Annotated in this window: 26 protein-coding genes and 1 pseudogene; 16 read left to right on the top strand and 11 right to left on the bottom strand. The window is 69.8% G+C overall.

What is annotated here, in order from left to right; genetic code table 11:
• Positions 1-82: 82 nt before the first annotated feature.
• Positions 83-670 (bottom strand): M23 family metallopeptidase, encoded by a 588-nt coding sequence (locus ABB07_RS11060; protein WP_208898570.1) that lies wholly within the window; start codon positions 668-670, stop codon positions 83-85.
• Positions 671-942: 272 nt separating this feature from the next.
• Here ABB07_RS11060 and rpsB point away from each other — a divergent pair, with 272 nt between their 5' ends.
• The 6 genes from rpsB (at position 943) to ABB07_RS11030 (ending at position 6,478) form a co-directional block, all read left to right on the top strand.
• Positions 943-1,797: a 30S ribosomal protein S2 gene (gene rpsB, locus ABB07_RS11055; protein WP_208898569.1), complete on the top strand. Its 855-nt coding sequence runs from the start codon at positions 943-945 to the stop codon at positions 1,795-1,797.
• Between the two features lie 175 nt (positions 1,798-1,972).
• Positions 1,973-2,809, top strand: a complete 837-nt coding sequence (gene tsf / locus ABB07_RS11050; RefSeq protein ID WP_208898568.1) for a translation elongation factor Ts — start codon at positions 1,973-1,975, stop codon at positions 2,807-2,809.
• Positions 2,810-3,013: 204 nt separating this feature from the next.
• Positions 3,014-3,772: a UMP kinase gene (gene pyrH, locus ABB07_RS11045; RefSeq protein WP_055706845.1), complete on the top strand. Its 759-nt coding sequence runs from the start codon at positions 3,014-3,016 to the stop codon at positions 3,770-3,772.
• Between the two features lie 175 nt (positions 3,773-3,947).
• Positions 3,948-4,505, top strand: coding sequence for a ribosome recycling factor (gene frr / locus ABB07_RS11040; protein WP_055706853.1), 558 nt, complete (start codon positions 3,948-3,950; stop codon positions 4,503-4,505).
• Positions 4,505-5,668, top strand: coding sequence for a phosphatidate cytidylyltransferase (locus tag ABB07_RS11035; protein WP_208898567.1), 1,164 nt, complete (start codon positions 4,505-4,507; stop codon positions 5,666-5,668). Before frr ends, ABB07_RS11035 begins: the two co-directional genes overlap by 1 nt.
• Before the next feature lie 363 nt (positions 5,669-6,031).
• Positions 6,032-6,478 carry an SRPBCC family protein gene (locus ABB07_RS11030; protein ID WP_208898566.1) on the top strand — a complete coding sequence of 149 codons (447 nt, stop codon included), beginning with the start codon at positions 6,032-6,034 and terminating at the stop codon, positions 6,476-6,478.
• 13 nt (positions 6,479-6,491) lie between these two features.
• On the opposite strand, the gene ABB07_RS11025 is transcribed toward ABB07_RS11030, so the two are convergent.
• Positions 6,492-7,142: a YceI family protein gene (locus ABB07_RS11025; RefSeq protein WP_208898565.1), complete on the bottom strand. Its 651-nt coding sequence runs from the start codon at positions 7,140-7,142 to the stop codon at positions 6,492-6,494.
• 273 nt (positions 7,143-7,415) lie between these two features.
• On the opposite strand from ABB07_RS11025, the gene ABB07_RS11020 reads away from it, so the two are divergent.
• Positions 7,416-7,622 carry a hypothetical protein gene (locus ABB07_RS11020; protein WP_208898564.1) on the top strand — a complete coding sequence of 69 codons (207 nt, stop codon included), beginning with the start codon at positions 7,416-7,418 and terminating at the stop codon, positions 7,620-7,622.
• 179 nt (positions 7,623-7,801) lie between these two features.
• Here ABB07_RS11020 and ABB07_RS11015 read toward each other — a convergent pair.
• Positions 7,802-7,960, bottom strand: a pseudogene (locus tag ABB07_RS11015) (site-specific integrase); the annotation flags it as partial.
• A 221-nt stretch (positions 7,961-8,181) separates the two neighbouring features.
• Positions 8,182-8,463, bottom strand: coding sequence for a hypothetical protein (locus tag ABB07_RS11010; RefSeq protein WP_208898562.1), 282 nt, complete (start codon positions 8,461-8,463; stop codon positions 8,182-8,184).
• 1,620 nt (positions 8,464-10,083) lie between these two features.
• On the opposite strand from ABB07_RS11010, the gene ABB07_RS41985 reads away from it, so the two are divergent.
• Positions 10,084-10,467 carry a ribosomal protein L7/L12 gene (locus tag ABB07_RS41985; protein ID WP_425264704.1) on the top strand — a complete coding sequence of 128 codons (384 nt, stop codon included), beginning with the start codon at positions 10,084-10,086 and terminating at the stop codon, positions 10,465-10,467.
• A gap of 255 nt (positions 10,468-10,722) precedes the next feature.
• Here ABB07_RS41985 and ABB07_RS11000 read toward each other — a convergent pair whose 3' ends face one another.
• The gene (locus ABB07_RS11000; protein ID WP_244189328.1) at positions 10,723-10,947 is read right to left on the bottom strand and encodes a hypothetical protein; all 225 of its coding nucleotides are present in this window, start codon (positions 10,945-10,947) and stop codon (positions 10,723-10,725) included.
• 210 nt (positions 10,948-11,157) lie between these two features.
• Between ABB07_RS11000 and ABB07_RS10995 the strand changes: the two genes are divergently transcribed.
• From ABB07_RS10995 to ABB07_RS10970, 6 genes are all read left to right on the top strand, one after another.
• The gene (locus ABB07_RS10995) at positions 11,158-11,475 is read left to right on the top strand and encodes a S1 domain-containing protein (protein ID WP_208898560.1); all 318 of its coding nucleotides are present in this window, start codon (positions 11,158-11,160) and stop codon (positions 11,473-11,475) included.
• 125 nt (positions 11,476-11,600) lie between these two features.
• Entirely contained in the window at positions 11,601-12,707 is a 1,107-nt protein-coding gene (gene rlmN / locus ABB07_RS10990) for a dual-specificity RNA methyltransferase RlmN (RefSeq protein WP_208898559.1), read from the top strand.
• 215 nt (positions 12,708-12,922) lie between these two features.
• Positions 12,923-13,999, top strand: coding sequence for a thiamine ABC transporter substrate-binding protein (locus ABB07_RS10985; protein ID WP_208898558.1), 1,077 nt, complete (start codon positions 12,923-12,925; stop codon positions 13,997-13,999).
• A 47-nt stretch (positions 14,000-14,046) separates the two neighbouring features.
• A complete protein-coding gene (locus ABB07_RS10980; RefSeq protein WP_208903385.1) occupies positions 14,047-15,648 on the top strand; it encodes an ABC transporter permease in 1,602 nt (533 codons plus the stop codon).
• A gap of 68 nt (positions 15,649-15,716) precedes the next feature.
• Positions 15,717-16,736, top strand: coding sequence for an ABC transporter ATP-binding protein (locus ABB07_RS10975; RefSeq protein WP_208898557.1), 1,020 nt, complete (start codon positions 15,717-15,719; stop codon positions 16,734-16,736).
• A gap of 25 nt (positions 16,737-16,761) precedes the next feature.
• The gene (locus ABB07_RS10970) at positions 16,762-17,562 is read left to right on the top strand and encodes a maleylpyruvate isomerase family mycothiol-dependent enzyme (protein ID WP_208898556.1); all 801 of its coding nucleotides are present in this window, start codon (positions 16,762-16,764) and stop codon (positions 17,560-17,562) included.
• Between the two features lie 86 nt (positions 17,563-17,648).
• Here ABB07_RS10970 and ABB07_RS10965 read toward each other — a convergent pair whose 3' ends face one another.
• The 6 genes from ABB07_RS10965 to ABB07_RS10940 all read right to left on the bottom strand — a co-directional run bounded on the left by ABB07_RS10965 (position 17,649) and on the right by ABB07_RS10940 (position 23,581).
• On the bottom strand, positions 17,649-18,347 hold the full coding sequence (locus ABB07_RS10965) for an LAETG motif-containing sortase-dependent surface protein (protein WP_208898555.1): 699 nt from the start codon (positions 18,345-18,347) through the stop codon (positions 17,649-17,651).
• A 203-nt stretch (positions 18,348-18,550) separates the two neighbouring features.
• A complete protein-coding gene (locus ABB07_RS10960; RefSeq protein ID WP_208898554.1) occupies positions 18,551-18,958 on the bottom strand; it encodes a VOC family protein in 408 nt (135 codons plus the stop codon).
• Between the two features lie 98 nt (positions 18,959-19,056).
• The gene (locus ABB07_RS10955; RefSeq protein WP_208898553.1) at positions 19,057-20,754 is read right to left on the bottom strand and encodes a hypothetical protein; all 1,698 of its coding nucleotides are present in this window, start codon (positions 20,752-20,754) and stop codon (positions 19,057-19,059) included.
• Entirely contained in the window at positions 20,736-21,476 is a 741-nt protein-coding gene (locus ABB07_RS10950) for an ABC transporter ATP-binding protein (protein ID WP_208898552.1), read from the bottom strand. Before ABB07_RS10950 ends, ABB07_RS10955 begins: the two co-directional genes overlap by 19 nt.
• Before the next feature lie 216 nt (positions 21,477-21,692).
• A complete protein-coding gene (locus ABB07_RS10945) occupies positions 21,693-23,075 on the bottom strand; it encodes an aspartate aminotransferase family protein (protein ID WP_244189327.1) in 1,383 nt (460 codons plus the stop codon).
• Positions 23,060-23,581, bottom strand: coding sequence for an Lrp/AsnC family transcriptional regulator (locus ABB07_RS10940; protein ID WP_208898550.1), 522 nt, complete (start codon positions 23,579-23,581; stop codon positions 23,060-23,062). Before ABB07_RS10940 ends, ABB07_RS10945 begins: the two co-directional genes overlap by 16 nt.
• A 169-nt stretch (positions 23,582-23,750) precedes the next feature.
• Here ABB07_RS10940 and ABB07_RS10935 point away from each other — a divergent pair, with 169 nt between their 5' ends.
• Positions 23,751-25,190, top strand: coding sequence for a gamma-aminobutyraldehyde dehydrogenase (locus tag ABB07_RS10935; protein ID WP_208898549.1), 1,440 nt, complete (start codon positions 23,751-23,753; stop codon positions 25,188-25,190).
• A 17-nt stretch (positions 25,191-25,207) separates the two neighbouring features.
• Positions 25,208-25,732: an MmyB family transcriptional regulator gene (locus tag ABB07_RS10930; protein ID WP_208898548.1), complete on the top strand. Its 525-nt coding sequence runs from the start codon at positions 25,208-25,210 to the stop codon at positions 25,730-25,732.
• Positions 25,733-25,810: the final 78 nt, after the last annotated feature.

Below are 25,810 nucleotides of genomic sequence, written 5' to 3'. Positions count from 1 at the left end.
AAGGGCTGACGCCGGCCGCCGCCGGGCGGGGGTGGATCGCTTACCGGCGTCGGCAGCCCGCGGCTGAGCAGCTACCCGCCGGTTACGACGGCAGCGGTACCCCCAGCACCGGCAGCAGCCTCGGTGGCCCCCTGTGCAGGAGCCAGGGCGGGAGCAGGGACAAGGGGTCGAGGTAGGTCCGGTCCCGGAGCAGGCCCCAGTGGACGCATGTCGTGGGGCAGTGGGAGGCGGGCGCCGGTTCCACCGTGCCCAGTGCCTCTCCCGCGGCCACCTCGTCCCCCTTGTGGACCAACGCGGTCACCGGCTCGTACGTCGTCCGAAGATCCGTGCCCGTGAGGTCGACCGAGACGACCCCGCGCCCCGCCACCCGGCCCGCGAAGGACACCCGGCCCGGGGCGACCGCCCGTACCTCGGAACCGGCCGGTGCCGCCAGGTCCACGCCCCGGTGACCGGGGCCGTACACCGTGGCCGGTGGCTCCCAGCCGCGTAACACCAGGGGGCGGACGCCCACCGGCCAGGTGCGCGCGACGGCCGGGACCGGGGCCTGAGGGGGCGGCGCGGGCGCCGGAGGCGGGGTGTTCGCCCAGGACCGGTAAGGGAGCAGGGCGGCCAGGACCAGGCCGAGGAACAGAACCGTCGACAGCAGGACATATCGCAGGGGTGCTCGCATGCGACCACCGTCCCGCACCCCGCCGATCACCGCCGGAGTCTGTGGACAACCCACCGGTTGTGGACAGCGGCGTCACCCGATGCCCCGGCGGTCCCGTACACTTCTTCTGGCGATCCGGGTCACCGGGTCGACTTCGCACGCCCCGACACCAGGCCGTCAAGCGGTCGGTGTCAGCGCCTCTCGGTCCCTCGTGGCAAGGCGCGTCGCGGGCGTCAGGCGCGGGAGCCGTCCGGCATCCGCGGCACAACCGAGAAACTCAAGGAGATACGGCCATGGCCGTCGTCACGATGCGGGAGCTGCTGGAGAGCGGCGTCCACTTCGGTCACCAGACCCGTCGCTGGAACCCGAAGATGAAGCGCTTCATCTTCACCGAGCGCAACGGCATCTACATCATCGACCTGCTCCAGTCGCTGTCGTACATCGACCGCGCCTACGAGTTCGTCAAGGAGACCGTCGCCCACGGCGGCACGGTCATGTTCGTCGGCACCAAGAAGCAGGCGCAGGAGGCCATCGCCGAGCAGGCCACCCGCGTCGGCATGCCCTACGTCAACCAGCGCTGGCTGGGCGGCATGCTCACCAACTTCTCGACCGTCTACAAGCGTCTGCAGCGCCTGAAGGAGCTCGAGCAGATCGACTTCGAGGACGTCGCCGCGTCCGGTCTGACCAAGAAGGAGCTTCTCGTGCTCTCGCGCGAGAAGGCCAAGCTGGAGAAGACCCTCGGTGGTATCCGCGAGATGCAGAAGGTGCCGAGCGCCGTCTGGATCGTGGACACCAAGAAGGAGCACATCGCCGTTGGTGAGGCCCGGAAGCTGAACATCCCGGTCGTCGCGATCCTCGACACCAACTGCGACCCCGACGAGGTCGACTACAAGATCCCGGGCAACGACGACGCGATCCGCTCCGTCACCCTGCTCACCCGTGTGATCGCCGACGCCGTCGCCGAGGGCCTCATCGCCCGCTCCGGCGTCGCCACCGGCGAGAAGGGCGAGAAGGCCGCAGGCGAGCCGCTCGCCGAGTGGGAGCGCGACCTGCTCGAGGGTGAGAAGAAGGACGAGGCCCCGGCCGCCGAGGCCGCCGCCGAGGCCGCTCCGGCCGAGGAGAAGGCCGCCGAGGGCGAGCAGGCCTGACGCACGCGTTGACGGCGGGGGCGGTACGGAATCCCACAGCGCCTCCGGCGCGGTGAAGTCCGCCCCCGCTGTTCACCCGTAGGTCGGCGCGCGGTCCGCTGTCCGCGCTCACATGTGGACCGCAGACCGTACCGATCTCCGATCACCCAAGACTTCGAGAAAGACTCACAGACTCATGGCGAACTACACCGCCGCCGACGTCAAGAAGCTCCGTGAGCTCACCGGCGCCGGCATGATGGACTGCAAGAAGGCGCTGGACGAGGCCGAGGGCAACGTCGAGAAGGCCGTCGAGGCGCTGCGCATCAAGGGCCAGAAGGGCGTCGCCAAGCGCGAGGGCCGCTCCGCCGAGAACGGCGCCGTGGTCTCCATCATCGCCGACGACAACTCCTCCGGCGTCCTGGTCGAGCTGAAGTGCGAGACGGACTTCGTCGCCAAGGGCGAGAAGTTCCAGGCCGTCGCCAACAAGATCGCCGAGCACGTCGCCGCGACCTCCCCGGCCGACATCGAGGCCCTGCTCGCCTCCGAGATCGAGGCCGGCAAGACCGTCCAGGCGTTCGTGGACGAGGCCAACGCCAACCTCGGTGAGAAGATCGTCCTGGACCGCTTCGCGCAGTTCTCCGACGGCTTCGTGCTCGCCTACATGCACCGCACCATGCCCGACCTGCCCCCGCAGATCGGTGTCCTGGTCGAGCTCGACAAGCCGAATGCCGAGGTCGCCAAGGGCGTCGCCCAGCACATCGCCGCCTTCGCGCCGAAGTTCCTCTCCAAGGACGAGGTGCCGGCCGACGTCGTCGAGTCCGAGCGCCGCATCGCCGAGGAGACCACCCGCGCCGAGGGCAAGCCCGAGGCCGCGATCGAGAAGATCGTCGAGGGTCGTCTCAACGGCTTCTTCAAGGACGCCACGCTGCTCGGCCAGCCGTACGCGCTCGACAACAAGAAGTCGGTCCAGAAGGTGCTGGACGAGGCCGGTGTCACCCTGAAGCGCTTCTCGCGCATCAAGGTCGGCATCTGAGCCCGTTCCGCGATCGACGCGCGACCCGCGGGGAATTCTCGGTAGGGTCGACAGCAGTCGTCCGCGCACACCGCCACACCCCGGGGTGGGGCGGACGGCAGCAGATCTGACGAGGAGGCCATTGCCGCGCATGGGAGCGAAAAGCGACCCCACCGGCAATGGTCTTCTTCGTATGTGCAACACGTGAAAGAGGCGGGATCTCCCATGACCACCAAGGCCCAGAAGAGCGACGACGGCAAAGTACGCGGCCGGTTTCTGCTGAAGCTGTCCGGAGAGGCGTTCTCCGGTGGCGGGGGCCTGGGCGTGGACCCGGACGTGGTGCACAAGATCGCCCGCGAGATCGCGGCCGTGGTACGGGACGGCGCGCAGATCGCGGTCGTCATCGGCGGCGGCAACTTCTTCCGCGGTGCCGAACTCCAGCAGCGCGGCATGGACCGCGCCCGCTCCGACTACATGGGCATGCTCGGCACCGTCATGAACTGCCTCGCCCTCCAGGACTTCCTGGAGAAGGAGGGCATCGACAGCCGGGTGCAGACCGCCATCACCATGGGCCAGGTCGCGGAGCCGTACATCCCGCTGCGCGCCGTGCGCCACCTGGAGAAGGGCCGCGTGGTCATCTTCGGCGCCGGTATGGGCATGCCGTACTTCTCCACCGACACCACCGCCGCCCAGCGCGCCCTGGAGATCGACGCCGAGGCGCTGCTCATGGGCAAGAACGGCGTGGACGGGGTCTACGACTCCGACCCCAAGGCCAACCCGGACGCCGTCAAGTTCGACGCCCTCGGCTACGGCGAGGTCATCACCCGCGACCTCAAGGTCGCCGACGCCACGGCCATCACGCTGTGCCGCGACAACAAGCTTCCGATCCTCGTCTTCGAGCTTCTCGCGGAGGGCAATATCGCCCGGGCCGTCAAGGGTGAGAAGATCGGCACGCTGGTGGGTGACCACGGCAGCCGGGACTGACCCGGCATCAACCCGGCCGGTGGCGCGCGGCCCCGTAAGGGGGCCGGACCCTGGCCGGGGGATGGACAATGTCCTGCCGGTCGGGAACCGTGCAGGAAGAAGACGCGACGCAGCCGGCCGCCGACCGCTTCAGGAACCGCAGCCGGGCCTTACTCAAGACACGCAGGAGCAAGTGGTGATCGAAGAGACCCTCCTCGAGGCCGAGGAGAAGATGGAGAAGGCCGTCGTGGTCGCCAAGGAGGACTTCGCCGCGATCCGCACCGGCCGTGCGCACCCGGCGATGTTCAACAAGATCGTGGCCGACTACTACGGTGCCCCGACGCCGATCAACCAGCTGGCCTCGTTCTCCGTGCCGGAGCCGCGCATGGCGGTCGTGACCCCGTTCGACAAGAGCGCGCTGCGCAACATCGAGCAGGCGATCCGCGACTCCGACCTGGGCGTCAACCCCAGCAACGACGGCAACATCATCCGAGTGGTGTTCCCCGAGCTGACCGAGGAGCGCCGCCGCGACTACATCAAGGTCGCCAAGGGCAAGGCCGAGGACGCGCGCGTGTCCATCCGCTCCGTGCGCCGCAAGGCCAAGGAAGCCCTCGACAAGCTCGTCAAGGACGGCGAGGTCGGCGAGGACGAGGGCCGCCGTGCGGAGAAGGAGCTCGACGACACCACGCACAAGTACGTCGCGCAGGTGGACGAGCTCCTCAAGCACAAGGAAGCGGAGCTGCTCGAAGTCTGATGAGCGACTCTTCCTGGGGGGCGCCGCCAGCGGCGGGCCAGGCCGGGTACTGGGGGCCCGCCGGGGGCGGGCCTGCCCAGCCTGTCCCGGGGGCCGTCCCGGCGGGTCCCGCGTACGATGCGCCTGAGGCGCAGCAGACTCGCCCCATGCCCGTCGTGCCCGACGAAGCCGGGTACGACGGGGATCAGGGTGTCGACCGGGGGGTTGCCCGGCGGGGCGGCTCCTCGTTCCAGGAATTCCAGGACGAGTTCCGCCCCGAGCCCCCGCAGGCCCGCGCCCTCCCGGCCGAGAACCAGAATCCGGAGCCCATGCCCGACGCCCACCAGCCGGCCTCAGCGCCGCAGAAGAAGAGCGCGGGCCGTGACCTGAGCGCGGCCATAGGCGTCGGGGTCGGGCTCGGTGTGGTGATCATCGCCTCCCTGTTCATCGAGAAGGCCGTCTTCGTCGGCGTCATCGCGGTCGCCGTCGTCGTCGGCCTGTGGGAGCTGACCAGCAGGCTGCGGGAGCGCAAGCAGATCAAGGCGCCGCTGGTGCCGCTCGCGGTCGGCGGTGCGGCGATGGTGGTCGCCGGGTACGTCAGCGGCGCCGAGGGCGCGTGGGTGGCCATGGCGTTGACGGCGCTCGCCGCCCTGATCTGGCGGATGACGGAGTCGCCGGAGGGCTATCTCAAGGACGTCACGGCAGGCGTCTTCGCGGCCTTCTACGTGCCCTTCCTGGCCACGTTCGTGGCGATGATGCTGACCGCGAAGGACGGCCCCTGGCGGGTGCTCACCTTCCTCCTGCTGACGGTGGTCAGCGACACCGGCGCGTACGCGGTCGGCTGGCGGTTCGGCAGGCACAAGCTGGCCCCGCGGATCAGCCCCGGCAAGACCCGCGAGGGTCTGCTGGGCGCGGTGCTGTTCGCGATGACCGCCGGCGCGCTGTGCATGCAGTTCCTGATCGACGGCGGCACCTGGTGGCAGGGCCTGCTGCTGGGCCTCGCGGTCGCGGCCAGCGCCACGCTGGGCGACCTCGGCGAATCCATGATCAAACGCGACCTGGGCATCAAGGACATGGGCACCTTGCTCCCCGGCCACGGAGGCATCATGGACCGCCTTGACTCCCTCCTCCCGACGGCGCCGGTGGTCTGGCTGCTGATGGTGGTGTTCGTCGGCTCGGCTTGAGCGGTGGGTCGCGACGGCTTGCGGGTCTCGTGCCTGGTGGAGGGCGGTCCGCTGCGTGTCTCGGTGGCTGCTGTCGGTGGTTGGGGGAGGCCACGGTGCCGCCCCGCGGTAGCGGCACATGGACACAGCATGGACCGCCTCGACTCCCTCCTCCCGACGGCGCCGGTGGTCTGGTTGCTGATGGTGGTGTTCGTCGGCTCGGCGTGATCGGTTGGTCGTACTCGGCTCGGCGTGAGCGGTGGTCGTGACGGCTTGCGGGTCCTCGCCCGGGTCAGGAGGGAGGGCCCGTCGGTGTGTGGTCGTACGGGTCTCGGGATGGGACGATTCTGGAGGTAAGCCCTCTATTCGGAGAAGGAGGGTGTGATGGCCGCCTTCCATGAAGAGATCGACGTCGACCGGTCTCCCGGCGAGGTCTGGGCGTATCTCAGTGACCCGTCGCACCTGCCGGAGTGGCAGAAGAGCGCGGTGTCGGTCGAGCAGCTCGACGACAGCCCCTTCGGGCTCGGGTCCCGGATCCGGATCACCCGGCACGTCGGCCGCCGCGACGTCCCGCTGACCATGCGCGTCACCGAGTTCGAGCCACCGCGCGCATGGAGCATGCGGGGCATCGACGGTCCGGTCCGGGGCCGGGTGCACGGCGAGGTCACCCCGCTCCCCGACGGCCGTACGCGCGTGACGATGGACCTGGACTTCGAGGGCCACGGCCTCGGCAGGGTGCTGATCCCTCTCGTCGTACGCCCCCAGGTCCGCAGGGAGCTGCCGGAGAACGAGCGGTTGCTCAAGGAGCGCCTCGAGCGCACCGCCCGCTAACGGGAAGGGGCCTTCACGTGGCCCGGATCGCCGCGATGTCGAACTGGAGGCGGACCTTCTCGCTCACCATGGTCCCGCCCTGGGCCAGCCGGGCGTCGTAGGTCAGCCCCCAGTCGGAGCGGTTGATGGTGGTGGTGCCGTCGAAGCCGACCCGCTCGTCGCCGAACGCGTCGATGACATGACCGATGTAGGTGAGCTCCAGGTCCACGGGGCGGGTGGTGTCCTTGATCGTGAGATCGCCGGTCATGCGGTAGACGTCCCGCCCCGCGAGCTGTACGGCGGTGCTCGTGAAGGTCATCCGCGGATAGCTGCCGGAGTCCAGGAACTGCCGGCCGATCACATGTGCGTCGCGCTGTTCGACACCGGTGTCGACGCTCGCCGTGTACAGCACGATGTCGGCCCGGGAGCGCGCCGGGTCGCGGCCGTCGAAGTAGAGCCGGCTCTCGTACTCGGTGAACGCGCCGCGCACCGTCGTCACCATCGCGTGCCGCACGGAGAACCCGATCCTGCTGTGCGCCGGATCGATCAGCCACTCGCCGGTGAGGCCCGCCAGCTCGGGATCGGGCAGAACGGCGGTGGCGCTGGCCCGCGGTGCGGCGGTCGCCACGGGAGCGGCGGTCGGCTGCGGGCGCCGCTGGAAGGAGTTGCGGCCGAAAAGGTTCATACCTCATGTGGTTACGTCAGGCCAAGGGACGGAACAAGGCCCGATCAGGAAACCCGACCGTTCGTCAGCAGAACTTCACAGCTCACCGCTCGTATCCGGGCCCTCACACACGCGCATCACGGACACCCGGTACCGCCGATTTTCGACAACAATGCCCCAATTCATGGTATTGACGCCATGTCTGCCGCATATGACGATATGCGGAACATGAGCGCCGGCCCGTCGCCCTGTGAACCGTGCGGCGCTCCCGTCTCGGCCCGAAGGAGGGCGGCAATGAAGACGTTCCGGAGGCACATCCCGGGCAAGAAATCGGCGGTGGCGGCGATGGTCCTCGGGGCGATCGTCCTGGTCGCTCCGACCGCGACCGCCGCCACCGAGAGCCCGAAGCCCCAGCGCCCCGGCCTCGACCAGTGCGTGCACAGCGCTGGTCCGGCCGGGCGCTACTACTACCCGGGCTTTGCCAACCTCCCCTGCCTCTGAGGGGCGCACCCACGAGGGCTCGGTCACGTCCGGCCGAGCCCTCCTCCCGACCCCGCAGGCCACCCATGTGGATCTGCGACACTGGTAGCACCATGCCCAAGCCCGGAGAACTTGCAGTGAGCGGGCAGCAATAGGCCCCCTACCAGCGCGTTTGGCGCGGATCGGGGGCCTGGTTCAGGTCACTGGGCCGTCTCTGGGCCGTCCGGCTCGCGCGGGGCCGGGAGAAGCACCCGGTCCACGGCCTTCCTGGTGCGGTCCTGGCTCGACGGCATCAGGTGCGCGTACACCCGCAGCGTCAACCCGGGGTCGGAGTGCCCCAGGTACTCGCTCACGGCCTTGAGGGGGCGCCGTTGCCGACCGCGGGTCCGTCGTGGCGGATGCTGGGGGCTCCCATCCCGCACACCGTCGACCCAGGCAGAGCCGAGCAGACGTCGCCCCTGGCGTCCAGGTCGTTCGTACAGTGGCGCGCTCCACCTGGACGCCAGGAACCACGCCCGCTCCACGGTGTGTGGGTCGACGGCGTACGGGATGGGAGCTGGGGAGAGTGGTGGATGCAGGTTCACTCGGTGGATCGGGGAATCAGAGTCACTTCGAGATTCTGCACGCTGAAAGACCAGCGGTTCCCCAGCCCCATGGCCCTGACCCCATCGGTAAGCATCTGCTCGCGCATCCGTTCCGCGGACTCACCTAGCATCACCGCTTCGGATGGCGTACAGAGCCTCTCTTGCGCGCGGCGTACAGAGATGTCCAGCGCACGCAATGCGCTGCTCATGTCGGCGACCGCCTCGCCAGCCTCGCCCAGTCCGGTGACGCCCCAACGCATCCAATAGGACACGGCCACACCTCCCACTCTCCAGCGTACGAGCGGGGGTGCAGGTGGCAAGGGATCGTCAAGCACGGCGCGGATGTCTGACACCAGTGGCTGACACCAACAGGGGCGAACAGCGATGGTCGAGGCTGAACCTGAGCGGACCGGCGATCCAGGCCGAAGGTCGATTGACCCAGTACGCACATCCGGCGTGATCGACCTGATAAGGATGAGGCCAGACCTCAAAGCCTTCACCTCGTAGCGGGTGCCGTTCCTCACCCGTGGGCCGGCGCCCATCGCCTTGACTCGGTCATTGAAACTCCCGGCCAAAGTCGCTACGTCGACCTTGCGCTGTTTGTTCTGCGTCCGCCACTTGAAGGGCCGTACCATCCCGCGATGAGCTGCAGCATCTACATTCGCTTCTGACCTGCGCCGAAGGTCGCATCCACTCCTTCCCCAGCGTCAAGGGCCGTGACATGATCCGCTCGTGCGGCATGGAGCCGCGCCGACGATCTTCCGAGGAGACGCGCTCGTCATGGACGCTTATGGCTGGGCCGCTCTCGGAGCTGCCTTGACGATCACGCTGATACCGGGCGGAGCTGCAGTCTTCCGCCGCTGGCTGCTCCCTCGGCTCAGGGGCCGTGTCGAGTCACCCCGAATCTGGGGGCTCGGCGTCATCCTGATGGGGCTCGGGCTGTCGGTCGAGCTTCTCGACGCATGTCGGCACGATGACATGTTTCGCAACATCGCAGGATTGGCAGGCCTCTGCATCCTGATATACGGCTTTTGCCTTGAAACGTGGGCGCGGGTGTCCGGTCGACTCAGCCAGTCATAGGCGTGCCGAGGCAGCGCCAAAAAGCCGCAGACGGGTCACGCAATCCCAATCGCCATGGATCATGACTGGCCCGGGCCGTCGCAGGGCGCTCAACGACGACCAACGCTGACAACCACCGACAGCTAAGTCGCAGGTCGCAGCGTTGATCAATCACACGGCCGCAGGTCAGGGACCCAGCCCTTACTTCTTCGGGTACTGATCGAGACCATGCTTGACTCGCCCATTGAAACTCCCGGCGAAGGTCGCTGCACCGACCTAGTACGTCAACGTGACCGCAGCAGCCCCGCGATCGGCTCATCACCTGCGGTGGTTCATCCAGGAGAGATCTTCACCGCTGTTGCCCATGGCCCCGCGCTTCCAGGCGCGCAGATCGCGCCGGGCCTCCCGCGCATCAACCTCCATGGTGCGGCTGTCTCGGTTTGTGCTCCCGCGGCGTCGCGCACGCCTGTCGCTAAGGACGCCGAAGGCGAGGAACCCCAACACCACCATTGCTGTCGGCACTAAAAGAATCATGGACACGATGGTCCAGCCGCTCAACCTCGCTGTCCAGCGACATGCGTCGTGCGACTGCGGCAGAGTGCTTCGACGGGTGGAGTCGCAGGCGAGCAGGGAGGGCGGGAGAACGGCGTACGTGCCCTCTACGTGCCCGATCAGATGGTGAGCGGCGGGGAACTACGGGGAACGTCAGCAACCCACTCAGGAACGCGCAGGTCAGCGTCTTGCCAGTTCAGGCAGCACCCGCATACGCGATCTTCCAAACTAGGGACTTCGGGTGATGGGCTGCCGCAGGTGGTTGGCCCCTGGCGTCATGCAGCACCATGTGGTCGACCAGCGCGGACGGGTGGAAACCCCGTGGCCTGCGGCGAGGCGCCAGGGCTACATTCAGCGGCCACTCGGCCTTGAGGAGCAGCATGCCCCAGACGTTCTTGCTGATCTGTGACGAGATTCCCCAGGACATTGTCCTGCTCGACCCAGGACCGCAACCCCTGGAAGTGGCGAAGGCACTCCGCGGGCTCGTCGGCGGGGGGCTATGGAGGGCCAAGCAAACGGTCACGCGGACGCCGCCGGTGCGCCTCGCCGAGGGTGTTGGGGATGAGGTGGTGTCCAGGTGGGTCGGAGTCCTGCGGGAGGCCGGTGCGGTGATCGAGGTCCGCACGTGGTGGCGGTACCGACCGGGGAATCCTCCGTTGCCAGTCGATTGACCATGGGCGTCCGGCTCGCCGTGCCACATCCGTGCCAGATCGAGCGGGTAACCAGGGGGAACGGCGGTGGCCGGCGGGAGGCTGATCCTCTGTCCACCCACGTGAATGTTTCGCAGGTCAGAGCCGTACTCACCTCACCTCGCTCCTCAAGCGGGTGTCGCAGGTTCGAATCCTGCCGGGGCACCAGGGAATACGCTCCGGATCGATCTTGGCCCGGGCTTTTGGCATCCGAGGGGGTTCTGAGTCGAGGCGTGGTCAGCTCACCAGGATGCGCAACGCTCCTGCCAGGAGGAAGACGCCCGCGATCCCGAAGCAGATCCGCATGGTGGTAAGACTTCGCCAGGTCTTTCCGTATGGAGTGCGCACCGCGTCTGCCCAGTCCCAGACCCATACGTCGGCGCCGCGGTAACCACACGCAACCGCCGTGCAGGCGCTGACCGCGAGCAGCAGGAGCAGACAGAGCACCCCACGAATGATCACGTTGTTCCCTCCCCGAGCTGACGGTCAGCGTCGCATCGCGGCATTGTCGCAAGTGGCGAAGGCGGGTGCTGAGCGTCCCTGATGTGACGGCAACGCCGACGGCAACGACGGCGGACGGCAGCGGCGCTCAGCAGCCCGAGGCGGAACTGGCGGACTGCCGTCGGACCTGCCGATCGCGGCTTGCCCGCATCTGGGCGTCATGATCTACCGATGGATGAGTACGCCTGGCCCACAGGCCCTGAGGCGCCGGCCGCTGACGCGGTCCGGTCGAGCTGGGCGGCAACCGTCGCGGCCCTGCCTGTAGGCACCCGGATCACCGGCGAGGTCATCGGTCGCCAGCGCTTCGGGGTCTTCATACGTATAGACGGCGTGCCGAACGCCATAGCGCTGGCCGAGATCACGGCTATGCCGCACGGGATGGATCTCCCGGCCCTCGGGGCCTTCGTCAGTGGGGAGGTCATCTGTCACGCCGCCCACAACCACCAGGTCAAGGTCCGGCTCGATGAGTGGCTGGCGGCCGACGAGTGATCTTCGCTGGGCCGTCTCTGGGCCGTCCGACGCCGCTCAGCGGCGACCACTGACGCCTACTAATGACAGTTGTAGCGACCGGCAGCCCCAGGTCACCCAAGTGGATCTGCGACACTGGTACAGCCATGCCTAAGCCCGGAGAACTCACTTTCGTCGCCCCGCGCGGAGCCAAGAAGCCGCCGCGGCACCTTGCCGATCTCACGCCCGCCGAGCGCAAGGACGCGGTGGCCGAGACCGGCGAGAAGCCGTTCCGTGCCAAGCAGCTCTCGCAGCACTACTTCGCGCGGTACGCGCACGACCCGGAGCAGTGGACCGACATCCCGACCGGATCGCGTGCCAAGCTGCAGGAAGCGCTGTTCCCCGAGCTGATGACCGTCGTCCGGCATCTGTCGACCGACGAGGGGACCACCCGCAAGACGCTGTGGCGGCTGTTCGACGGGACCCTCGTCGAGTCCGTGCTGATGCGGTACCCGGACCGGGTCACCATGTGCATCAGCTCGCAGGCGGGGTGCGGGATGAACTGCCCGTTCTGCGCGACCGGGCAGGCGGGCCTGGACCGGAATCTGTCCACCGCCGAGATCGTCCACCAGATCGTGGACGGAATGCGGGCGCTGCGGGACGGGGAAGTGCCCGGAGGCCCCGCCCGGCTCTCCAACATCGTCTTCATGGGTATGGGTGAGCCGCTCGCCAACTACAAACGGGTGGTCGGGGCCATTCGCGCCCTCACCGATCCCGCCCCTGACGGGCTGGGGCTCTCGCAGCGTGGGATCACCGTCTCGACGGTCGGGCTCGTGCCGGCCATCCACCGGTTCGCCGACGAGGGCTTCAAGTGCCGGCTCGCGATCTCCCTGCACGCCCCCGACGACGAGCTGCGCGACACCCTCGTCCCCGTGAACACGCGCTGGAAGGTGCGCGAGGTGCTGGACGCCGGGTTCGAGTACGTCGAGAAGAGCGGGCGCCGGCTGTCCATCGAGTACGCCCTCATCCGGGACATCAACGACCAGGCGTGGCGGGGGGATCGGCTCGGGCGGCTGCTCAAGGGCAAGCCCGTGCACGTCAATCTCATTCCGCTGAACCCGACGCCGGGCTCGAAGTGGACCGCCTCGCGGCCCGAGGACGAGAAGGCGTTCGTGGAGGCCATCGCCGCCCACGGTGTGCCCGTCACCATCCGGGACACCCGTGGCCAGGAGATCGACGGGGCCTGTGGTCAGCTGGCGGCCACCGAGCGGTAATCTGACCACCGTCATTCATATCTTCATATTCCGACAGGGGAGCGCCACAGCGCTGAGAGTGCGGCGGACAGGGCCGCAGACCCTCTGAACCTCGCCCAGGTCATTCTGGGTAGGGAGTTCGGTCATCACTCAAGCTGTTGCGCCCTGCCCGGGTCTCCCCAGCGGAGCCCGGGCAGGGCCGCGTCTCTTCCTGGCCAACCCCAGGAGGACATCCAGTGCAGAACAAGACCTTCGTGGCCGTGGCGGTCGGGCTCGGCCTGATCGCGCTGTCCGCGTGCGGTTCCGGCGGCGGCACCACGTCGTCCGCGGACTCCAGGACCGTGACGCTCGTCAGCCACGACTCGTGGGCCGTGTCCAAGAGCGTGCTCAAGGACTTCGAGCGGCAGACCGGGTACAAGGTCCGCAACCTCCAGGACGGCGACGCCGGACAGGCCGTCAACAAGGCCATCCTGACCAAGGACGACCCGCAGGGCGACGTCTTCTTCGGCGTCGACAACACCCTGCTCTCCCGCGCCCTCGACAACGGCCTCTTCCAGCCGTACACCGCGAAGGGCCTCGACAAGACCGGCGCCCAGTACCAGCTCGACCGGGCCGAGCACCGCGTCACGCCGGTCGACTACGGCGACATCTGCGTCAACTACGACAAGAAGTACTTCGCCGACCACCACCTCACCCCGCCGCAGACCTTCGCCGACCTCGCCAAGCCCGAGTACAAGAACCTGCTGGTCACCGAGAACGCTGCCACCTCCTCGCCCGGGCTCGGCTTCCTGCTCGGCAGCGCGGCCCAGTTCGGTGACAACGGGTGGCAGGGCTACTGGAAGAAGCTCAAGGCCAACGGCGTCAAGGTCGTCGACGGCTGGGATCAGGCCTACTACCAGGAGTTCTCGGGTTCGTCGGAGGGCAGGAAGGCCGGCGGTGACCGGCCGCTCGTCGTGTCATACGCCTCCTCCCCGCCCGCCGAGGTGATCTACGCCAAGAAGCGGCCCGGCACCGCTCCGACCGGGGTGTCGTACGGCACCTGCTTCCGGCAGATCGAGTTCGCCGGGCTGCTCAGCAACGCCAGGAACCCCAAGGGCGCCAAGGCGTTCATCGACTTCCTGGTCTCCAGGGAGTTCCAGGAGGACATGCCGCTGAAGATGTTCGTCTACCCGGTGCTGCAGGGCGCGAAGGTCCCGGCCGAGTTCACCGAGTACGGCAAGGCCGCCCAGCACCCCGAGACCATGGCCCCCGGCAGGATCGCCGCCAACCGTGACCAGTGGGTCAAGTCGTGGACCTCGCTCGTACTGAAGTAGTCCCCCGCACGAGGGACTGGCGCGGGAGCGCGGCTCGGCTCGGGCTGCTGGCCCTGCCCGTCGCGTTCTTCGCGCTGTTCTTCGCCTGGCCCGTGGCCGCGATCGTGGCGCGCGGGCTGAAGGTGGACGGCGCCTGGCGGTGGGGGCGGATCGCGGACGTCGTCACGCAGCCGGACATCCGGCACGTGCTGTGGTTCACCACCTGGCAGGCGCTCGCCTCCACCGCGCTCACCCTGCTGCTCGCGCTGCCCGCCGCCCATGTCTTCGCCCGCCTCGACTTCCCGGGCAAGCAGGTGCTGCGGGCCGTCGTCACCGTCCCGTTCGTGCTGCCGACCGTCGTCGCCGGCAGCGCGTTCCTCGCCCTCGTCGGGCACGGCGGGCTGCTGGACGAACTGTGGGGCGTACGGCTGGACACCACGGTGTGGGCGATCCTGCTGGCCCATGTCTTCTTCAACTACGCGGTGGTCGTACGGACCGTCGGCGGGCTGTGGGCCCAGCTCGACCCCCGCCAGGAGGAGGCCGCGCGGATGCTCGGCGCGTCCCCGTGGCGGGCCTGGCGGAAGGTGACGCTGCCCGCCCTCGCGCCCGCCGTGGCCGCCGCCGCGCTGATGGTGTTCCTGTTCACCTTCACCTCCTTCGGCGTCGTCCAGATCCTCGGCGGCCCCACCTTCTCCACCATCGAAGTGGAGATCTACCGGCAGACCTCCGAGGTCTTCGACCTCTCCACGGCCGCCGTCCTCACCCTCGTCCAGTTCGCCGCCGTCGGCGCGATCCTCGCCGTGCACGCGTGGACGGTACGGCGCCGGGAGAGCGCGCTGCGGCTGGTCGACCCCGCGGTGACCGCCCGCCGGCCGCGCGGCGCCGGGCAGTGGGCCCTGCTCGCCGGTGTCCTCGCCACCATCGCGCTGCTCCTGGTGCTGCCGCTCGCCGTCCTCGTCCAGCGCTCCCTGGACGCGCCCGGATTCGGCTACTACCGGGCGCTCACGAACGCCGACGGCGGTACGTTCCTGGTGGCGCCCGTGCACGCGGTGTGGACCTCGCTGCAGTACGCCGTCGCCGCCACCGCCATTGCCGTCGTAATCGGAGGTCTCGCCGCCGCCGCGCTGGCCCGCCGGGACGCCGGACGACTGGTCCGGGGTTTCGACGCGCTGCTGATGCTGCCGCTCGGCGTGTCCGCGGTGACCGTCGGTTTCGGCTTCCTGATCGCCCTCGACAAGCCGCCGCTGGACCTCAGGCAGTCCTGGATCCTCGTCCCGCTCGCCCAGGCGCTGGTCGGCGCCCCCTTCGTCGTACGGACCATGCTGCCCGTGCTGCGCGCGGTGGACCTACGGCTGCGGGAGGCCGCCGCGGTGCTCGGGGCCTCGCCCTGGCGGGTGTGGCGGGAGGTGGACCTGCCGCTGGTGCGGCGGGCGCTGCTGGTCGCGGCCGGGTTCGCGTTCGCCGTCTCGCTCGGCGAGTTCGGGGCGACGGTGTTCATCGCCCGGCCCGACAACCCGACGCTCCCGGTCGCCGTGGCCCGGCTGCTCAGCCGCCCCGGAGACCTCAACTACGGCCAGGCGATGGCGCTTTCGACCATCCTGATGGTGGTGTGCGCCGCCGCCCTGCTGCTCCTGGAGCGGCTGCGCACCGACCGCACGGGGGAGTTCTAGATGCCGGCGGCGGGGTTCCGTGCCGACGGGGGAGTTCTGATGACGCTGACCGGACGGATGGGTGCCCGATGCTGCTGAGCCTGGATGCCGTGACCGTGCGCTTCGGCGGGCGGGCCGTGCTCGACGCGGTCGATCTGGATGTCGCGGAGCACGAGGTGGTGTGTGTGCTGGGCCCCAGTGGCAGCGGGAAGTCGACCCTGCTGCGGGTGGTCGCCGGGCTTCAACCCCTGTCGGGCGGACGGGTGTTGCTCGACGGCCGGGACCAGTCGGGCGTGCCCGCGCACCGGCGGGGCGTCGGCCTGATGTTCCAGGACCACCAGCTCTTCCCGCAGCGGGACGTCGGCGCGAACGTGGCGTTCGGACTGCGTATGCACGGCGTCGCCAAGGGCGAACGGGACGCCGAGGCAGGGCAGTTGCTGGACCTCGTCGGACTGCCCGGGGCCGGCCGACGGGCCGTGGCCTCCCTGTCCGGCGGCGAGCAGCAGCGCGTGGCCCTCGCCCGGGCGCTGGCGCCCCGGCCCCGGCTGCTCATGCTCGACGAGCCGCTCGGCCAGCTCGACCGCTCGCTGCGCGAACGCCTGGTGGTCGAACTGCGACAGCTCTTCGGTCGGTTGGGTACGACCGTGCTCGCCGTCACCCACGACCAGGGCGAGGCGTTCGCGCTGGCCGACCGGGTGGTGGTGATGCGGGACGGGCGGATCGCGCAGTCCGGCACGCCGCTCGAGGTGTGGCAGCGGCCCGCCGACGCGTTCGTGGCCCGCTTCCTCGGCTTCGACAACGTGGTCCCGGCGACCGTCGCGGGGACGGCCGCCGACAGCCCCTGGGGCAAGCTGCCGGTCCCCGACGGCTCCCCGCAGGGCGCGCGCACCCTCCTGGTCCGGCCCGCCGGGGTACGGCTCGTGGCGGCCGGCACCGGCCTGCCGTGCACGGTGACCGCCCGCACCTTCAAGGGCACCCATGTGGCCGTCCACCTCCAGCCCGCCGACGGGCCGCGCCTGGAGGCGGCCTGCGCGCTGCGCGAGGCGCCCGAGGCCGGGGACGGGGTGGGCGTGGAGTTCGACGCGGCCGAAATCGTCGTCCTCGACTGATCGTTCCCGGCCTAGGGTGGGGGACATGACCTTGCTCGCGCATGACCGGTACTGCGAAGAAATCGCCCACCAGGTCGACCTGTTGAGGGCCGTGGTGACGTCCGGCGCCGATCTGTCCGCGACCGTCCCGACCTGCCCGGACTGGTCACTGGAGGACCTCGTACGGCACATGGGTGGCGCCCTGCGCTGGGTGGACACCCTGGTGCGCACCCGGGCCCAGGAGAACGTCCCGCACGACCGGGTGCCGCTCGGTTCGGGGCCCGAGGAGCGCGGGAACGCGGCCGTGCTCGACAAGTGGCTCGCTCAGACCGGTGAACTGGTCGTCGCGGCGCTGCGCGAGGCCGGACCGGACACCGCGGTGTGGAGCTTCGTCCCGGGGAAGTCCGTCTCCGGGTTCTGGGCCCGCCGGATGACCCACGAGATCACCGTCCACCGCGCCGACGCGGCCCTCGCCGCCGGGACGGACTACGAAGTGGCGCCGGAGATCGCGGTCGACGCGATGGACGAGTGGCTGGACTTCGCCGTCCTCCTCCAGCAGCTGCGGGGTGCCGAAGAGGCACTCCGTCTCGACGGCCCCACCCGCGCCATCCACCTCCACGCCACCGACGCCGATCCGGCCCTGAACGCCGAGTGGCTGCTGGAGTTCGGCGCGGACGGCGTGCGCTGGCGGCGCGGCCACGAGAAGGCCACGGTCGCCCTGCGCGGCCCGCTCACCTCGGTTCTGCTGGCCTTCTACCGGCGGCTGCCGCTGGACACGCCCGGGCTCGACGTGCTGGGCGAGCGCGAGGTGCTGGAGTTCTGGCTGGAGCGGGCCACCTTCGGCTGACCCCTGGCCGCCGCGTACGACCGCGGCCCGTCCCCTGGGGATAGGGGGACGGGCCGCGGTGGCGTACGGATGAGAGGGGCGAGGCGTCAGCCGTTGCCGCGGGCACCACGACGGCGCATGCCGAAGTAGACCGCGCCACCGCCGACGACGACCAGCGCGCCCGCGATGCCGGCGATCAGGCCGGTGTTGGAGCTGGCACCGGTCTCGGCGAGGTTGGAGTCACCGGCCGCCGGGGACGGCGCGTTGCTCGACGTGGCCGCCGGGGCGGAGCTGGACGCGGAGGCCGACGGGGTCGGGGTCGCCGACTCGGCCGGGGCGGACGTCGACGGCGACGGCTTCGGCGTCGTGGAGGCCGGCGCGGTCGGGGTCGGGGTGTCGGTCTTGCAGGCGGCGGCCGGGGTGACCAGGTCCGGGGTGATGAACTGGTCGAAGTGGAATCCGCCAGCATCCACCTTGACGTTGACGCGGTAGGTGGTCTTGGCCTTCCAGTCCACGTCGATCGGGGTCTTGGTGCCCTTGGCGGAACCCTTGACGTTCGTCTCGGCGACCTTCGTGTCGACAGCGTCGTTCGACTCGAACACGGTGATGTGAGCGGTGGTACGGGACGAGTCGGTGTCGGTGATGACGATCTGGGCCTTGCCACCGACACAGGTGGCTTCGGCCGAGAAGTCACCGATCTGGCACGCGAACGCGGAGCTGGACAGTCCCAGCACCACGGCGGCGGAGGCGGAGGCAACACCCAGGATGCGCACGGAACGGCGCGCGCTGCGGCGAGTTATGGACACGTTTGTCCTTTACAGAGTGCATAACTGCGGGGGGTTCAGGGAGTGTTGAGGCGACGGATGAGGTGAGGCCCCAACACCCCCAAGAGGCTCACAGGTCTATAAGCGCTCCATAAGCAGTGTCAACGCATATGCCGCCAACGGCCGTTGGCTTTGCCTTCTTATTAATCACCGTGACGTTTGGCGCCGATTTGGGTGGTGCGGGCTCAGCCCTGGACCGTGGCCGGGTCCATCCAGATGACCTCCCAGGTGTGGCCGTCGAGGTCGTCGAAGGCTCGGCCGTACATGAAGCCGTGGTCCTGGGTCTCGCCGCTCGGGGTGGCGCCCGACGAGAGGGCCTTGTCCACCAGTTCGTCCACCTTCTCGCGGCTCTCGGCGCTCAGCGCGACCAGCACCTCACTGGTCTTCGTGGCGTCGGCGATCTCCTTCTTGGTGAACGTGGCGTAGAACGGCTTGGTGAGCAGCATCGCCACGATGGTGTCGCTGATCACCACGGAGGCGGCCTTCTCGTCGCTGAACTGCGGGTTGATCGTGTAGCCGAGCTCCGTGAAGAACTTCTTGGACGCGTCGAGGTCGTTCACGGGCAGGTTCACGAAGATCATCTGCTGGTACATGACGGTCTCTCTCCCATGGTGGTCCGTGCCGGGATCGGCGTGTTCGGTGGGTAGACCGGGGGCCCCGGGAGAACTCATCGGTCGCCGGAGAACTTTTTTCAGCGGCCCGCGGGGAGGGCCGCCAGGGCGGCGACGACGAGGGTGAGCGGCCCGAACAGCGTCAGCAGGGCCGCCGCGCGCAGGGCCGCGGCCGCGCGCAGCATCGAGGCCGGGGCGCCGAGCCGGAGCAGCGCGGCGGTCGTGTCGGCGCGGCACTGGCGGGTCTCCACGGCCGCGGTGAGGAGCGTGGCGACCGTGCAGCCGGTGACGAGCAGCCCGCCGAGGGTGGTCAGGGGGCCGAACGCCGGTGCCGAGCCGGTGTACAGCGAGGTCATGGCGTAGCCGGCGGACGCGACCGCGCAGACGACGCCCAGGGGGCGGCCGATGCGGGTGGCCTCCGCCATGAGGACCCGGCCGGCCAGCAGGCGGAGGGCGCCGGGGCGGGTGGCCTGCAGGAGCAGGCCGCACAGGTGGGTCAGGCCGGGGGCGGCCAGCACCAGGCCGGTCGCGGTGAGGAGCCAGCCGAGGAGTACGGCGGCGTTCGCGCGGCCTGCGTAGGCCTGGACCGCGAGGCCGGTGGCCAGCAGGGCGATGCCCCAGGGGAGGCCTACGGGGGCCGTTCTGGGGGCGCGGGGGGCGCCGTCGGTCCAGTCCGCGTCCGGCGCCGGGAGCTCGGGGCCGGTTTCGCTGCCGGGCGCCGACGGGGTACCGTCCGCGCCCACCCTCCCCCACGCTCGGCTGCGCCCGCGCGGGGGCACCCCCGTCGCCCCGGCGGCAGGACCGCCCGCGGGATGCGGACGGGGTTGCGCGCCGTCGTCGGGTGCGCCTGCGGGGTGCCGGCCGGGTTGTTCGCCGTGGGCGTCCGCGACTGCGGGCTGATGTCCGGGCTGTTCGCCGTGGGCGTCCGCGGCCGGGTGATGTCCGGGGTGCTCGCCGTGGGCGTCCGCGGCCGGGTGATGTCCGGGGTGCTCGCCGTGGGCGTCCGCCACCGGGTGATGTCCGGGGTGCTCGCCGTCGTCGCGTGCGGCCGCCCGGTGACGGCCCGGCTGCTCGCCGTCGTCCGCTTGCCCGTGCTCGCTCCCCTGTGCCTGGTCGTCTCCCTGCCCGTGCCTGTCGCGAGGAGCACCGGCCCGCGCCCGTGACCGTGCCCCGAACCGGCCGTACGTCCCGAACGTCTCCCGGGCCGCCGCGTAGCCATACGCCCCGAAGCGGCCGTACCGGCGCAGGAGCGGGGTGGCGGGGCGGGGGTCCTTGGGGCGCAGGGACAGGGCCACCGTGGCCGAGGAGACCGCCGGGACCAGGGCCAGCAGGGTCAGGGTCGCCGGGACGGGGAGGTGTTCGCCGGAGGCCAGGACGTCCGCCGCCGCGCCGCCGTAGGGCAGGCCCGCGAGGTCGCCGCGCAGCTGGAGGAAGACCAGCAGGGCCAGCAGCGAGCCCAGGGTGCAGGACAGGGCCGTGGTCAGCGCGGAGACCGCCATCAGGCGCGCCGGACCGAGCCCCACGGCGGACAGTCCCGTGCGCGGCCGGGTGCCCGGGTCGGTGCGGGCGACGGCGAGCGCGAAGTACGCGGTGGCGGCGAGCGGCACCGCGCACCAGGCCAGCCGCAGCGCGGCGGCGTCCGCGGCCTCGGGGTGGTTCAGGGCGTAGCCGAAGCAGGACAGCAGCAGGAAGCCGGTGCCCGCCGAGGCCGCGGCCACCAGCAGGCGGCGCAGCTGGACGGCGGGCCGGGCCGCCCAGGTCAGACGGAGAGCGACCACGCGGCGCGGCCTTCCGTCTCGGGGGCGTCCGGCAGGTGCACGGTGCTGACGCGCCGGCCGTCCAGCAGGGCCACGGTGCGGTCGGCGAGGGCGGCGGTGTCGGGGTCGTGCGTGGCGAGGACCACGGTGATGCCGTGTGAGCGGGCGGCCGAGGTGAGCGTGCGCAGCACATGGGTGCGGTCGGCGTGGTGCAGCGGAGCCGTGGGCTCGTCGGCGAAGAGGACCGCGGGGGCGTGGGCCAGCGCCCGGGCGATGGCGACGCGCTGGCGCTCGGCCTGCCGCAGTTCGTGCGGCCGGTTGCGGGCACGGTCGCCGACGTCGAGCCGTTCCAGCCACTCCAGCGCGGCGACCTTGGCCCGGCGGCGGCCGGTGCCGCGCAGCATCAGGGGGAGCGCGGCGTTCTCCCAGGCGTTCAGTTCGGGGACCAGTACCGGCGCCGGGTCGATCCAGCCGAAGCGGTCCCGGCGCACCCGCTCCCGGCGCATCGGGCCCAGGGTGTGCAGGGGTGAGCTGTTGAACCACACCTCGCCGCTGCGCACCGGTACCAGGCCGGACAGACAGCGCAGCAGGGTCGTCTTGCCGCTGCCGCGCGGTCCGGTGACGGCGACGATCTCGCCCTCGCGCACACCGATCGAGACCCCCGCGAGCCCGGGGGAGCCGTCGGGGTGCCTGAAGTGCAGGGAGCGTGCCCAGAGCACGTCGTTGTCCGGCGGGGCCTCCATGGGCGTACACCTCGGTTCTGATCCGTTTTCCCGTGCCTCATCCCTCGTCCGGGGGAACGAAGGGTGGGCCGATCGGTCACTGGAACGCAGGGAACGCTAGGCAGCCGTGATCGGGAGGCCGGACAGCACACGGCCCCGGGCCTCCGTTCTCACTCGAACGGGTGGCGCCGGGGCCGGTGTCGGTCATCCGGTCGGATGATCGGAGCTCCGAAGGGCTCAGAGCTTGGTCCACGCCTCCGTGAGGGTGGCGCGCAGGATCTGCTCGATCTCGTCGAAGGTCTCCTGGTTGGAGATCAGCGGCGGGGCGAGCTGGACGACCGGGTCGCCGCGGTCGTCGGCACGGCAGTACAGGCCGTTGTCGAACAGCGCCTTGGAGAGGAAGCCGTACAGGACGCGCTCGGTCTCCTCCTCGTTGAAGGACTCCTTGGTGTTCTTGTCCTTCACCAGCTCGATGCCGTAGAAGAAGCCGTTGCCGCGGACATCGCCGACGATCGGCAGGTCGTGCAGCTTCTGCAGGGTCTGCAGGAAGGCGCCCTCGTTGTCCAGCACGTGCTGGTTGAGGCCCTCGCGCTCGAACAGGTCGAGGTTGGCGAGACCCACCGCGGCGGAGACCGGGTGGCCGCCGAAGGTGTAGCCGTGCAGGAAGGTGTTGTCACCCTTGTAGAACGGCTCGGCGATCCTGTCGGAGACGATGCAGGCGCCGATCGGGGAGTAGCCCGAGGTCATGCCCTTGGCGCAGGTGATCATGTCCGGGACGTAGCCGAACTTGTCGCAGGCGAACATCGTGCCGAGGCGGCCGAAGGCGCAGATGACCTCGTCCGACACGAGCAGCACGTCGTACTGGTCGCAGATCTCGCGGACGCGCTGGAAGTAGCCGGGCGGGGGCGGGAAGCAGCCGCCGGCGTTCTGCACGGGCTCCAGGAAGACCGCGGCGACGGTGTCCGGGCCCTCGAAGAGGATCTGCTGCTCGATCTGGTCGGCGGCCCAGCGGCCGAAGGCCTCCGGGTCGTCGCCGAAGATCGGGGCGCGGTAGATGTTGGTGTTCGGCACCTTGTGCGCGCCCGGGACGAGCGGCTCGAACGGCGCCTTCAGGCCGGGCAGACCCGTGATGGACAGGGCGCCCTGCGGGGTGCCGTGGTAGGCGACCGCACGCGAGATGACCTTGTACTTGGTCGGCTTGCCCCGCAGCTTGAAGTACTGCTTGGCGAGCTTCCAGGCGGTCTCCACGGCCTCGCCGCCGCCGGTGGTGAAGAAGACCTTGTTCAGGTCGCCCGGGGCGTAGTCGGCGAGGCGCTCGGCCAGCTCGACGGCCTTCGGGTGGGCGTAGGACCACACCGGGAAGAAGGCCAGCTCCTGGGCCTGCTTGAAGGCGGTCTCGGCGAGCTCCGTGCGGCCGTGACCGGCCTGGACCACGAACAGACCGGCGAGACCGTCCAGGTAGCGCTTGCCCTTGTCGTCGTAGATGTAGGTGCCCTCGCCCCGGACGATGGTCGGGACGGGGGAGTTCTCGTACGAGGACATGCGGGTGAAGTGCATCCACAGGTGGTCGTACGCGGTGCGGCTGAGGTCCTTCTGGGTCACGGTTATCGGGTTCCCCACATGTAGGTCTGCTTCTTCAGCTTCAGGTAGACGAAGCTTTCGGTGGAGCGCACGCCGGGGAGCGCCCGGATGCGTTTGTTGATGACGTCCAGCAGGTGGTCGTCGTCCTCGCAGACGATCTCGGCGAGGATGTCGAACGAGCCCGCGGTCATCACCACGTACTCGACTTCCGACATGTCAGTCAGCGCGTCCGCGATCTTCTCGACATCGCCCTCGACGTTGATCCCGACCATCGCCTGCCGGCGGAAGCCCACGGTGAGCGGGTCCGTGACGGCGACGATCTGCATCACGCCCTGGTCCAGCAGCTTCTGGACGCGCTGGCGCACGGCCGCCTCGGACAGGCCGACGGCCTTGCCGATCGCGGCGTACGGCCGGCGGCCGTCCTCCTGGAGCTGCTGGATGATGGCGAGGGAGACGGCGTCCAGCTGGGGGGTGCCGCCGTTCCTGGACTCGCGGGTGGAGTCCCTCTGGTCTGCGCTTCGACTGGCCACGGCCTCACTGTGCACGAGGTCTCGACAGTTTCGCAAGCCCCGATCGATGAAATTCGTTGTTTGTGAGACGGAAGCTTGCGGATTTCGCAGAACTGGTGGCCGTGGGGGTGTTGAAAACGTCGGCTCGGCGACTAGTGTGGGTGTCTCAGTGAGTGGACAGTTGAACCAGATCAGGAGGCCGGCAGTGAGCACCGAGCTGCGTCGTCTGCGCAACTACATCGACGGTGAGTTCCGGGACGCCGCCGACGGACGGACCACCGAGGTGGTCAACCCCGCGACGGGCGAGGCGTACGCGACCGCGCCGCTGTCCGGCGAGGCGGACGTGGACGCCGCCATGGAGGCCGCCGCCCGCGCCTTCCCGGCCTGGCGCGACACCACCCCCGCCGAGCGCCAGAAGGCCCTCCTCAAGATCGCCGACGCGTTCGAGGAGCGCGCCGAGGAACTGATCGCGGCCGAGGTGGAGAACACGGGCAAGCCGACCGGGCTCACCCGCTCCGAGGAGATCCCGCCGATGGTCGACCAGATCCGCTTCTTCGCGGGCGCGGCGCGACTGCTGGAGGGCCGCTCGGCAGGCGAGTACATGGAGGGGATGACCTCGATCATCCGCCGTGAGCCGGTCGGCGTCTGCGCGCAGGTCGCGCCGTGGAACTACCCGATGATGATGGCCGTGTGGAAGTTCGCCCCGGCGATCGCGGCGGGCAACACGGTCGTGCTGAAGCCCTCGGACACCACCCCCGCCTCGACCGTCCTCATCGCCGACATCATCGGCTCGATCCTGCCCAAGGGCGTCTTCAACGTCGTCTGCGGCGACCGCGAGACCGGCCGCCTGATGGTCGAGCACGACATCCCGGCGATGGCCTCCATCACCGGCTCGGTCCGGGCCGGCATGTCGGTGGCCGAGTCCGCGTCCAAGGACCTCAAGCGGGTCCACCTGGAGCTCGGCGGCAAGGCCCCGGTCGTCGTCTTCGAGGACACCGACATCGCCAAGGCCGTCGAGGACATCTCCGTGGCGGGCTTCTTCAACGCCGGCCAGGACTGTACGGCCGCCTGCCGCGTCCTCGTCCACGAGGCCATCCACGACGAGTTCGTGGCCGCGCTCGCGAAGGCCGCCGAGGACACCAAGACCGGCCAGCCGGACGACGAGGACGTGCTCTTCGGCCCGCTCAACAACCCCAACCAGCTCAAGCAGGTCGAGGGCTTCATCGAGCGGCTGCCCGCCCACGCGCGCGTGGAGGCCGGCGGCAAGCGCGTCGGTGACAAGGGCTACTTCTTCGCGCCGACCGTCGTCTCCGGCGTCAAGCAGGACGACGAGATCATCCAGAAGGAGGTCTTCGGCCCGGTCATCACCGTCCAGTCCTTCTCCGACGAGAACCAGGCCGTCGAGTGGGCCAACGGCGTCGAGTACGCCCTCGCCTCCTCCGTGTGGACCAAGGACCACGCCCGCGCGATGCGCATGTCCAAGAAGCTCGACTTCGGCTGCGTGTGGATCAACACCCACATCCCGCTGGTCGCGGAGATGCCGCACGGCGGCTTCAAGAAGTCCGGCTACGGCAAGGACCTGTCGGCGTACGGCTTCGAGGACTACACGCGGATCAAGCACGTGATGACGTCCATCGGCGAGTAACCGTCGGAGACAGCAGTGTGCGGCCCCGGGCAGGCTCCCTGCCCGGGGCCGCGCTGTGTCATTTCCCGGCGACGAACTCCAGCTCCCGCTCGGTCAGTTCGAGGCGGCCGCCCGGCGACCGTCTTCGGCGACTTCGGCGAAGTGCCCGAGAACCGGCGGACTTCGCGCACCTCATCTTCCTCGACGTCCGGGACCGCGAGCTGTTCGCGGACAGCCGGCGGGCGAAGGCGGAGGCCACCGTGGCGTTCCTGCGGGTGAGCGTGGGCCGGTATCCCGACGATCCGGCGCTCGCCTCCCTCATCGGCACCCTCGCCATGAAGAGCGAGGAGTTCGCGGCGCTGTGGGCCCGCCAGGACGTGGCGGACGAGGGCCCCGGCCGCTACACCCTGCGCCACCCGCTGGTCGGGCCGCTCACCCTGGACTTCGAGGTGCTCGCGGCCAACGACCCCGGCCATGTGCTGGTCGGCTGTCTCCCGGCCCTGGACACGGAGGCGGCCCAGGCCCTGGAACTGATCGGCCGCTGGGGGCCGGCCGGTGCGTGAAAGGCGCTGATCGACAGGGTGTCGGGCAGGCGGGGGCATGCTCGACGCAGCGTCGATTGCCCCTCGGAGTGCCGGGGC

Source organism: Streptomyces incarnatus (genome assembly GCF_001027185.1).
Lineage (GTDB): Bacteria > Actinomycetota > Actinomycetes > Streptomycetales > Streptomycetaceae > Streptomyces > Streptomyces puniciscabiei.
Note: the sequence above shows the minus strand (reverse complement) of the source record. Positions and strands in the feature narration are given on the sequence as shown.